9 protein-coding genes are annotated in these 11333 nt (G+C 60.3%); 7 read left to right on the top strand and 2 right to left on the bottom strand.

The window, feature by feature from the left end; genetic code table 11:
• Positions 1-189: 189 nt before the first annotated feature.
• Entirely contained in the window at positions 190-720 is a 531-nt protein-coding gene (locus AUR66_RS17935) for a hypothetical protein (protein WP_058573516.1), read from the bottom strand.
• Positions 721-1086: 366 nt separating this feature from the next.
• Here AUR66_RS17935 and AUR66_RS17930 point away from each other — a divergent pair, with 366 nt between their 5' ends.
• The 7 genes from AUR66_RS17930 to AUR66_RS17900 are packed head-to-tail and all read left to right on the top strand — an operon-like array spanning position 1087 to position 9678.
• Positions 1087-4380 (top strand): ATPase, T2SS/T4P/T4SS family, encoded by a 3294-nt coding sequence (locus AUR66_RS17930; RefSeq protein WP_058573515.1) that lies wholly within the window; start codon positions 1087-1089, stop codon positions 4378-4380.
• A complete protein-coding gene (locus AUR66_RS17925) occupies positions 4381-6423 on the top strand; it encodes a type II secretion system F family protein (RefSeq protein WP_058573514.1) in 2043 nt (680 codons plus the stop codon).
• Positions 6423-6920, top strand: coding sequence for a DUF7287 family protein (locus tag AUR66_RS17920; RefSeq protein WP_058573513.1), 498 nt, complete (start codon positions 6423-6425; stop codon positions 6918-6920). Before AUR66_RS17925 ends, AUR66_RS17920 begins: the two co-directional genes overlap by 1 nt.
• The gene (locus tag AUR66_RS17915; RefSeq protein WP_058573512.1) at positions 6914-7513 is read left to right on the top strand and encodes a DUF7288 family protein; all 600 of its coding nucleotides are present in this window, start codon (positions 6914-6916) and stop codon (positions 7511-7513) included. The genes AUR66_RS17920 and AUR66_RS17915 overlap by 7 nt, the downstream gene beginning before the upstream one ends.
• Positions 7501-8487 (top strand): DUF7261 family protein, encoded by a 987-nt coding sequence (locus AUR66_RS17910; RefSeq protein WP_058573511.1) that lies wholly within the window; start codon positions 7501-7503, stop codon positions 8485-8487. The genes AUR66_RS17915 and AUR66_RS17910 overlap by 13 nt, the downstream gene beginning before the upstream one ends.
• Positions 8487-8927, top strand: coding sequence for a DUF7266 family protein (locus AUR66_RS17905; RefSeq protein ID WP_058573510.1), 441 nt, complete (start codon positions 8487-8489; stop codon positions 8925-8927). Before AUR66_RS17910 ends, AUR66_RS17905 begins: the two co-directional genes overlap by 1 nt.
• Positions 8920-9678, top strand: a complete 759-nt coding sequence (locus AUR66_RS17900) for a DUF7289 family protein (RefSeq protein ID WP_058573509.1) — start codon at positions 8920-8922, stop codon at positions 9676-9678. The genes AUR66_RS17905 and AUR66_RS17900 overlap by 8 nt, the downstream gene beginning before the upstream one ends.
• 5 nt (positions 9679-9683) lie before the next feature.
• On the opposite strand, the gene AUR66_RS17895 is transcribed toward AUR66_RS17900, so the two are convergent.
• Entirely contained in the window at positions 9684-11198 is a 1515-nt protein-coding gene (locus AUR66_RS17895) for a DUF7289 family protein (RefSeq protein WP_058573508.1), read from the bottom strand.
• Positions 11199-11333: the final 135 nt, after the last annotated feature.

Raw genomic sequence — 11333 nt, 5'->3', positions numbered from 1 at the left:
ACGGCTCTGGCGGGATTCGAATCTGGGAGCAACTTGTTGCGACCGAGGTTCGAATCCCACCGCGGCCGCGGCGTACTCCCACTCACTTCGTTCGCGGGAGTCCCGTCACGCCCGTTCTGTGACGAACGTGCTGAGCGGACGGGGATTTCTCGCGCCGACGTTTTTGCAAAAACCAGAACCGCTCCGCCCTCACTTGTTCCGCCAGTAGTAGACGAGTGCGCCGACACCGACGGTGTTGACGACGAAGTTCGTGATACCGCCGATGACGGGCAGGGCAGCGAGGACGGTTGCGACGAACGCACCGGCGACGAGGTGCCCCCAGCGCGACGTCTCGACGTTCGCTGCCTCGAGGAGTCGCTCACCCACGTAGATGAAGACGAGTGCCCCGCCGAACAGCGAGACGAATATCATCAAGAAGATGAGCGGGACGGCCACGACGATGCCGATGAGGGTGATGATGAGGACGATGATGAGGACGATGAACGCCACGAAGATACCGAGTCCCCAGAGGAACGAGGAGACTGGTTCGTCCTCGATGGTGTCGATGACCTTCTCGGTGAAGTCGGGCGCGAGTGCAATCAGCAGGGCACCGAGGATGAGCGTGCCGACGAACGTCCCTGCGGCGGAGACGGTCGACCCGAAGAACCGCGCGAATGTGCTGGGGTCGGCCCCCGGCGTAATCGGTGCTTGCTGCAGGATTGTGAGTGTGAATGGGTCCATAGTCGAAACTCTCATCGAAACAACATAGTGGTTCGCACCGGACTGACAGTGGTTGGGTACAGTGGTTTTAGAGTCGTCGTCCGTCTGATGACCCACTCGCCACACTCACATTCGTGTTGTCGACAGACCCGGTCACGCCAACCCAGATGCTCCTCAACCACTGACGTGAGTGTGTCCCGTGTCTGACGATGCTCCCCCCGGAAGAAGGGCTGAATCGGGAGATAAACCACTGCTTTAGCGGCAGCCCCGCGGAACCCGAAACTCCCGTAGTTTATAAACTCGTATAAAAATAGGTCTTAAACGGGCGCATTAATGTAAATAGTCTGGGAAAAAGACTTTTCCATTAACCCGAATATCCGAGGGACAATGGCAAGGAAAGACGCCGACGGTTCCGGGCCAAAGGCGATCGAGGGTGATGCGGAGTCACCGGTGGAGGGCGATGCCGCCCCGGACCAGGCGTCAAACGCCCGCTTAGGCGAGTATACGTGGGCTGACTTCCTCGACGAATATGGGGAAGACGGCGACGTCGAGGCCCTCTATGGCTTCGACCCGCGGACCCGCACGGAGACACCGGGTAGTTCACGGTGGGGTGAAGACGAGGAACACGAGGTTCCGACCCCAGACCGCACAGATTGGGAGAGCGTCGCGCTCGACCCCGAGAACTATCTCGACTTCCACCCGGTCGACGTGGCCCAATTCGTCGGAAAGCGAGGCGCGCACGCGACGGACATTCACGAACAGTTCGAAGAGTTCTGTAACCCCGAGACCACGCCCGTCGTCAAAGACGAGTGGATGTGGGAGCACTACAAGCGAGAGTACTACTACGAAGACGATGGCTCCCGCCCACGCGACAGCGACGGCGGCATCGAGCGTTTCGACGCCGAAGATGCCCTCGGATTCGACCCCGAGTATATCGAGAACGCACTCGCTCGCGGCGCCCAACGTGCCGACGAACTCGACGAGGTCGTCGACACTCGGACGGTCGACGTCGACGAAGACCTCGACGAAGACGAGTTCTTCTCCAGTGCAGACGGCACGACGACGCTGGCGAACCGCTACGACCTCGAAAAGGCGGTTCCGATGGAGAAGAAGACCCACTTCCGTGAAGTCGAACGCTACTGGGTCAACAAGCCCTACGCGTTCGTCGTCATCTTCCACTCGGTCAAAGAAAACGAGAAGAAGTACTACGCGGTCGAACCGTACCTGAACCGCGTCGAGGACGACCTGACAGAGTTCCTCACGAGCAAACTCCGAAACGCAATCAAGTACAGCGAAGAGAGCATCGTCCGAAACGGCGAGGACAACCGTGGGGCGGTCATCGAGGCGGAGACGTACGACCTCCTGTCACGATACGACCTCTACGACAAGCCAGCATCGGAGACGCTCGCGTCCGACGGGGCGACCGAGTCGTCCGGTCTCATGGACCGTCTCGGACTCGGCGGGTTGTTCGGCGGGAACGAAGAGAGTGAATCGACAGCGAAGACGACGGTTCCGGACGGCGGCAGTGCATCTCTCTTCGGCGGCGTCGCCTCACGACTCGGACTCGGTGGGTTCACCGGCGGGTCGAACCGAACGACCCACGACGAGGCACCCCTCGGCGGTATCGACGGCATCGCTGCACGCCCAGAGTCGGCAGTCCTCGCAGACGACGAAGCAGACCTGAACGACTATCAAGTCCAGAAGCTTCAGTACTACCTCCGTCGCGACTTCATCGGGTACGAGCGAATCGACGGCATCAAACACGACATCAACGTCGAGGACATCTCGTGTGACGGGTACAACTCCCCGGTGTTCGTCTACCACTCCGACTACGAGCAGATTATCTCGAACATCTACCACGGCGAGGGCGAACTCGACGACTTCGTCGTCAAACTCGCACAGCGCTCCGGAAAGGGTATCTCGAAACGTCGGCCACAGGTCGACGCGACGCTGCCCGACGGGTCGCGTGCGCAACTCACACTCGGACGCGAGGTGTCCGACCACGGGACGAACTACACCATCCGTCAGTTCAAGGACGTTCCGTTCACGCCAATCGATCTCATCAACTGGTCGACGTTCTCGCTCGAAGAGATGGCGTTCTTGTGGCTCTGCATCGAGAACGACAAGAGCCTCATCTTCGCAGGCGGCACTGCGTCCGGGAAGACCACGTCCCTGAACGCCGTCTCGCTGTTCATCCCGTCGAACACGAAGATCGTCTCCATCGAGGACACACGCGAAGTCGAACTTCCACAACGGAACTGGATTGCGTCCGTCACTCGACCCTCGTTCGCAGACGACGACAAAGGCGACGTGGACGAGTTCGACCTGCTCGAAGCGGCGCTCCGTCAACGCCCCGACTACATCGTCATGGGCGAGATTCGTGGGGAGGAAGGCCGGACGCTCTTCCAGGTCATGTCCACGGGTCACACCACCTACACGACGTTCCACGCGGACTCAGTGGGTGAAGTCCTCAAACGCTTCACGACCGCACCCATCAACGTCTCGAAGACGATGTTCTCCGCGCTCGACTTGGTGTCTATCCAGACGTCGACGCGGGTCGACGGCAACAAAGTCCGCCGGAACAAGTCGCTCACCGAGATCAACCACTACGACCCAGAGAACGACGAGATCAACGTTCAGGACGTCTACCAGTGGCAAGCAGAGACGGACGAGTTCCTCGAGATGGGGTCGTCCAACACGCTCGAAGAGATAAAGTTCGACCGCGGGTGGGACCACGAGACGCTCGAACACGAGATTTTCAAGCGCCAAGTCGTCCTCGCGTACCTCATCGACCGCGGCCTCAACACCTACACGCAGGTCGCAGCGACGTTCCAGGCGTTCATCAACGACCAGGACACCATCATCGGTCTGATGGCGACCGACGACCTCGAACGCAGTCTCGAAGACCTGCGTGAGATGGAGTCGGTCCACATCAACATCGACCCCGAGAGCGAGGCGATGGTTCCCCGACCCGACCCGCCGGAACACGTCAAAGAACTCGCCAAAGAGATTCTCCGCAGGGCCGAAGAAGAACTCTTCCCCGACTATCGGAACCGTGACGTGGGCGAAGTCGCAGAGGCACTCGGGCACATGCGAAGCGAACCCGACGTCGAGGCGACGCCCGGCGAACGGAGCGAACTCGACTCGCTCGAAGAGGCCACCAGCGACCCTGCACTCGACGAAGGGTCCGAGCGGTCTGAACTCGACGCTGGCGACGAGACGCCCGAACTCGAAGGTGACGACGGTCCGTCGCCTATCGACGGCGAAGAAGAGACGCCGGCGCTCGAAGCGGCGATGGAGGACGTAGACGAGTCCGACGAACAAGCGAAACGTGACGCCGCGACGGACCTGTGGGAGTCACTGCTCGAATCCGACGTCGAAGGCGAACCCAACGAATTCGGATTCGACGAAGAAGGCGACCCGACGTTCCCGGACCCGAAAGACGACGACATCGACCTGGACGACTTCTTCGGTGCGTTCGGCATCGAGGAACCCAGCGACTCGGCGTCGGCGGACGACCACTCGGGCACCACCGAAGCGGACGCGAACGACGATGCTGCTGACGACGAGACCGCTGACGACGACGTCGAGTCGTGGGGCGGGTTCAAAGCGGCAGAGACAGACACGCCAGACGAAGAGAAGACGGAATCACAGTCCGTCCAGCGCGACGAGGACGAGTAGATGAGTAATTTCGACGCCGAGAACTCCGCCGGACTGGACCGAAGCACCGACACACTCGGTGACGCCTTCTACCCACTCTTTCAGATTCTCTTCGACGAGGACGGAGAGTTCGTCACAGACGTCGAAGAGAAACTCCAGCAAGCGCGGATGCCGAACACCGTCGAACTGTACCTCTCACGGGCGCTCGCAGTGGGCGTCCTCGTCGGTCTCTCGCTGTGGATTCTCGGGATGTCGCTCGGATACGGCATCTTCGCGCTCGGACTCGTATCCGCGGAGTCGATAAGTCTCGGCATCCCCGTCGGGAGCGAATCGACTGCCGAACTCCTTCGCTCGCTCGTCATGCCTGCTGCGGTCACCGTCTCGGGCATCGTCTTCGGGTCCATCGGGTTCGCACTCGGGTTCGGGACGCTCGTGGGGATGCCGTACTCGAAAGCGTCCGCCCGGAAGCGCGAGATAAACATGCTCCTCTCGGACGCCATCTCGTTCATGTATGCGCTGTCGGTGGGGGGACTGAACCAACTCGAAATCCTCGAAGCGATGGCACGCGCAGACGACACCTACGGCGAAGTCTCGCGCGAGTTCCAGAGCATCGTCCAAGAGACGGAGTACTTCGGAACCGACTACCGAAACGCGATTCGCCAGCAGGCGCTTCTCACCCCGTCCGACGAACTCTCGCAGTTCCTCACGGACATGCTCTCTATCGTCAACTCTGGCGGTGACATGGAGGGGTTCCTCAAGGACAAGAAAGACAAGCACCTTCGTACGGCCAAACAGCAGCAAGAACAGACGCTGGACACGATGGAACTGTTCGGCGAGATGTACATGACGCTCTCGTTGTTCCCGCTGCTCCTCATCATCATCCTCGTCATCATGAGTATGCTCGGGAAGGCACAGCAGGAACTCCTCTACGCCACCGTCTACGGCCTCATTCCGCTCGTCGGCGTCGGGTTCTTGGTCCTCATCTCGACGGTCAAGCAAGACGAGATTGGCGACGGGTTCCTCGCACCGGCGAACGGGAGCGCCCGTCTCCAAGGCCAGCAACAAGAGGGACTCGTCCACATGGGACTCATCGAGTCGTACGTCGGCGAGTACAGTCTGTTCTCGCGCATCAAGGACCGCGAAGGGACGTACAAGACGCGAGAGTTACTCCGGCAACCGCACGTCTTCTTCAAACAACATCCGCTTTTCACCCTCGCGCTGACCGTTCCTGCTTCGATGGTCCTCCTCGCGGTTGCAGTCGTCGGAGGGTCTGCACCCACGTCGTGGGAGGGGATGATTGCACGACCTATCTGGGGAACCGTCATCTGGTTCTACGTCCCCGTCTACCTCGTCACTACCCCACTGGCAATCTTCCACGAGTGGAACGTCCACTCCCGGTCTGCCATAACTGGGAAACTCTCGGACAACCTCCGAAAGCTTTCGAGTGCGAACGACACCGGTCAGACACTCCTCGAATCGTTCAAAACCGTCGCCGACACTTCCTCCGGAAAACTCGCCGACGAGTTCGAGATAATGTACGCGAAGGTCAACTACGGGATGAGCCTCCGCGAGGCACTCGTCGAGTTCAACAACAAGTACCACATCCCGCGCCTCGCTCGGACGGTCAAACTCATCACGAAGGCACAAGAGGCGTCCAGTCAGATTACGGAAGTTCTGACGACTGCCGCACAGTCCTCCGAGAACCAAGACGACATCGAGCGAGAGCGTATCGCACGAACCCGGATGCAGGTGGCGATTATTCTCATGACCTACGTCACGCTGTTGGCGGTCATGGCTATCCTGAAGACGCAGTTCCTCGACGTGATGGCGGGTCTCTCGTCACAAGCGTCCGGGTCCAGTGGTGGCGTCTCCGGTGGGCCGAGTTTCGGCGGCGCACTCGACCCGGACCTCATGTCGCTCCTGTTCTTCCACGGTGTCACCCTTCAAGCGGTGCTGTCGGGGTTCATCAGCGGCTACATCCGTAACGCCGACCTCCTCGCTGGGGTCAAGTTCGTCGTCGTCCTGCAGACGCTCGCACTCGGGGTCTGGATGGTGGTCGGCTGATGCGACGACGTGACCACACCGCCGGAACCGAGGGGAGTCGAGCACAGACGACGCTCGACTACGCCATCGGCGTCGGAATCTTCCTCCTCGCAATCGCATGGGTCATCGGCACCGTCCCCCAAATCGTCCAACCGTTCGACGACGCGCAGGACCGCCCCCTCGTCGCCAACCGCGCAGCGGACCACCTCGCAGGTGGTGCACTCTCGTCACCCGGCGAACAGACGGTCCTCGACACGGACTGTGTCGAGGGATTTTTCGAGAATACGTCGCCACCGGGCAACTGTGAGTATGGAACCGGACCGGTCGAAGACGCAGTCGGTGTCGGAGACACGTACGACGTGAACGTCACGCTCGTTCGGGATGGGTCGGTCGTGACTGTCGGTGGAACAGAAGCAACGCGTGGTGACCCTGTTCCGGCCACCGGGCAAGTCATCGCCGCTCGCCGTTCAGTTCTCGTCGACGGGCAACTCCACCAACTGCTGGTGAGGGTCTGGTAACGATGGACCGTGGACAAGCACATGCACTCGAGGCGTTCGTCGCCGCCACCGTCCTGCTCGCGAGTGTCACCTTCGCCCTGCAGGTGACCGCAGTCACACCACTGACTGCGAGTACGTCGAGTCAACACATCGAAAACCAGCAAGCAGCAGTCGCGCAGGGACTCCTCGACGCCGCGGCCGAAAACGGGTCGCTCGAGCGCACACTCCTCCTCGAAAACATCAGTGCCGAAGACGGAGACAACTACGTCGCTGGCGGCCCACCGACGGTGTTCGGGCGGATGCTGAACGACACGTTCCGGGAGCGCGGAATCGCGTTCAACGTGAACGTGCACACACTCAGAGGCAACCAGGAAGGAAAGCCACTGTACCAAATCGAACTCGTCCACATGGGCCAACCGAGCGACCACGCCGTGTCAGCGTCTCGTCTCGTCACGCTCATGGACGACGACGTACTCCACGAATTGGACGACGAGACTGCCACGCCGACCACGACGACGCTCGATTCCGCCTCGTCGTTCTACGTCGGCGAGCAGCACACGTCTGACCCCGTGTGGTCGGTCCTGAAAGTCGAGGTGGTCGTATGGCGGATGTGACGCTCCCGTCGCGGGACGCCGGTGAGAGCCGTGGGCAACTCTTCCTCATCACGGCACTCGCCATCGCCGTCTTGCTGGTGAGTCTCGCGTTGATACTCAACACCGCGATTTACACCGAGAACATCGCCACCCGGACGACCGACACCCAACTCGACGAGGCGACGAGCGCACAACGCGTCGCCGTCGACGCCGGTGGCGCGATATTAGACGCGGAGAACCGAAACGGTGGGAGTGCTGGAGACATCGAGTCACGATTCGAGTCCGCCATGGCGAACTGGAGTACGACGTCGGCGACGCTGAGCGCGACAGACGGGTTCTCCACGCGTGTCGAATACAACGGGGCGAGCACTCTTGGGTTGCGAATTCACCAGGATGACGAATCGCGAGACTTCACGGACAACTCCTCGGACGAGAGGTGGGAAGTCCTCGAAGACGGCCAAGTTCGTGCAATTCGGTTCAACGTCTCTCGGACCAGTCTCGCCACGTCACCTTCTGACGCGTTCAGTGTCGACATCGACGGGGAGTCGGACGATATCAACGTCACGATGTACGACGATGGAACGAACGTCGTCGTCACCGTCGAAAACGAGACCGGTACCGTCGGGTCCTGTGTGGTCGAACCGACGAACGGTGACACCCTCGTCGTCGATATTGGCGACAAGACCGTCGGAACGCAGTACTGTGCACCATTTGAGACCATCCACGACGAAATCGACGGAGAAGTCGACATCTGGTTCAACAACGCCGACAATGCATCGGGGACGTACGAGATGTACACGACCGACGACGACGACGGTTTCGACGACATCGGCGACCTCTTCGATATCTTCGACGGGGCGGAGTACGCGGACACTGGAAGTGGCTACTGGCCGGTTCAACAAGAGGCCGTCTACGACGCCAACGTCACGTTCGTCTTCCAGTCCAGTGGAACGACAGTGAAAAAGGAAGTCCGAATCGCACCGGGTGAACTCTGATGGATTCACGAGCAGTCTCTACCACGCTTGGATTCGTGCTGACGCTCACGATAACGACGATACTCATCTCCGGCATCATGGTCGCAGCAGGTGGGTTCGTCTCGTCCGAACACGAGCGTGTGACGGAGACAGAACTCGAAGTCCTCGGACAGCGTCTCGCGGCGAACCTGGAAGCCGCAGACCGGGTCGTCGCGTCGTCAGGTGACGAGACAGTCACCGACGTCGAGACGCGCCTCGAACTCCCCAACCGAGTCGCTGGAACGACCTACAGAATCAGTGTCGAACCGAACGAACTCGTCTTACAGTCGGTCGACCCGGAGGTAACCGTCCGCATCGACGTCACTACCCAGACCGACCTCAAACCGGGGTCAGTCGACGCGGGCGACGTCACCGTCACGTACGACGCAGCCACCGACGAACTGGAGGTGACCAATGGTTGACCGTCGCGCCGTGAGTGACACACTCGGGTTCATCTTCGTGTTCTCGCTCGTCCTCTCGACGGTCGGTGTCGTCACCGCCGTCGGAATGGACGGCCTCCAAGACACCCGTAACGTCGAGCGTATCAACAACGCCGAACGCGCCTTCGACATCCTCGACGACAACATGGAAGACATCGCCGTCCGCGGGGCGCCGAGCAGGGCCACCGAAATCAAGTTAGCCGAGTCGGCGCTCTCGTTCGGCGAGCCCGTTCAGATGGAAGTCGAGTGGGACGATGGGACCGCCGTCGACAATGCGACGGTGAGTACGCGCCCGTTAGTCTACACGTCAGAGACGTCCAACGAGCGTCTCGTCTACGCCTTTGGGACTGTTTTCCGAGGCACCGACGACTCGATGACCGTCGTTCGCCGCCCCGCGTTCGTGCTCTCCGAGGACGCCGTCGCCGTCTCGGCAATCTCCTCCAGAAAGGCGACACAGAGTGTCAGTTCAGTCGGTGGGTCCGGAACGTACCTCATCCGTGCGGAAGTGTCCGACTCCGGTGCGAAGTACCGTGGCATCGCGTCCGAAGACGGGCCGTACGACGTGACGGTCAACGTCACCTCGCCTCGCCCACAACTCTGGAAAGAGGAACTACAGTCGTACGACGACGTGACGTGCCCATTCGTCAACGACACCATGGTCTCGTGTGAACTCACGGGCGTCGATTCAGTTCGCGTCGTCGAAAAACAAGTCGACGTGTCGCTGGTGGACTGACGGGGTCAGCGGACTTCGACGCGAACGCGATTTTCTGTGACGTGGAGGAACGTGATGTACCGACCACCGTCCGCCTGCTCGTAGTCAAGGTCTCCGGAGGACGCCCCTTCGTCGATGCGTGAACTCCCACCGGGACCGTCCGTCACAGAGAGTTTGAAGCTCGGAGCCATCAGCGCCATGTAGTGGTTGGTGAGGTTGTAGAGCGTGACTTCGTCACCATCACCCGCGGTGTACGTCGTTCCGTCGTCTGCAGCGTGCTGGTCGAATGTCACCGACGGTCGGACGCTGCTGGAATCGATATCGTCGCCGAAGTACCACTTGTTCTTGTTCCCTGTTTTCGAAATCGCGCCGTACTCGAGTTTCGTCGAGTTGTTCGTGAAGTCGACAGTGAGTGTCGCAGGGTCGGTATCACAGTCGACTTGGACCGCAGCGTTCGGTGCAGTCGGGTCGATATCAGTCTTCTGCCATCCTTGGTAGGTTCCCGACGCGTCCGAGTAGTAGATGCTGATGTCGATTTCACCGTCGAACGAACCAGACCCTTTACATTTGTCGTCCGAGTAGACGTGGAACTCGATGTCCTGCGTCGGGCCATCCTGGTACATCGACCAGTGCATGTTGTTTATGTGGTTGTCAGCGGTGAGGTTGAGCGTGTACTCACTGACAGTGTGATTACTCGACATCCCGGTGACGTCGATGGAGTTCCCTTCGTTCGGCATCCGGAACGCACCGATGACGCCCCCGATTGCTTCCAACTCGACGCTCACCGACTCGTTCGTGTGGTCGAGAGACATGTCACCCTCGGTTCGGTCGTCGAAGAACTGCGCCCACCCACGGTAGTGAGGACTGTAAATCGTCACCTCGACTGTCCCGTTTTCGACGGGGTTCCCGTAGGAGTCACCGGTGATACTGTAGGTGGAACTCTCGTTCGGGTAGATTCGGTCGGCCTGTTTCTCTTCGACGATATCGGCGACTGGGCTCTGCCCCGAACTCCCATCACCGGCGACCTGAATCACAGGGAGCGTGAGTGTCTTGTCTCGGTAGTGGAACTCCGGCGGCGACACCATCGACGTCCCGTTGTCCTGTGTACGCCAGACGCCCCCACCCTCGTACGCGATGGTCACGTCTCCCGTTCGGTACTCGACGCTCCCGAGCGTCTCGTTGTACAGTTCTTCTGAGGCACCGGCGCCGTCGAAGTCTTTGTGCGTGACGACGATTCTGGTGGTGTCGTCGCGAACGACGTACTGTCCATCTTGCGTCCCACTGAGTTCGACCGATTGCGACTGGGAGTCACCGAGTGCGGTGATTGCAACCTTCGAGTCGAAGAGTGTCATCGAGTGTTCTGCACGGGCGGCGCTCGACGCCTGTTTCGTCTCGCTGAGTGCCGCCCCACCCAGAGTGACGACCGCCGTCGTACCGAGGACAGTGATTCCGAGGATAAGTACGACAGCCAATGGAGATGCTTGTCCCGACCGGTCACGGACGACGCGATACAGCCACGGGACACGGGAGCGACCGCTCATTACGTAGTCTCTCTACGCCCGGGACCAAAACCTCACTGGCTACGTGACAGTCAGATATCTGGATGTGTCACTGCTGACGTGTGGGGAGAGAGCCCAGTGAAAACCGCGACGGCCTTCCTCGCTGCTCAAATCCCA

The organism is Haloferax profundi (assembly GCF_001469865.1).
Taxonomy (GTDB): domain Archaea; phylum Halobacteriota; class Halobacteria; order Halobacteriales; family Haloferacaceae; genus Haloferax; species Haloferax profundi.
Note: the sequence above shows the minus strand (reverse complement) of the source record. Positions and strands in the feature narration are given on the sequence as shown.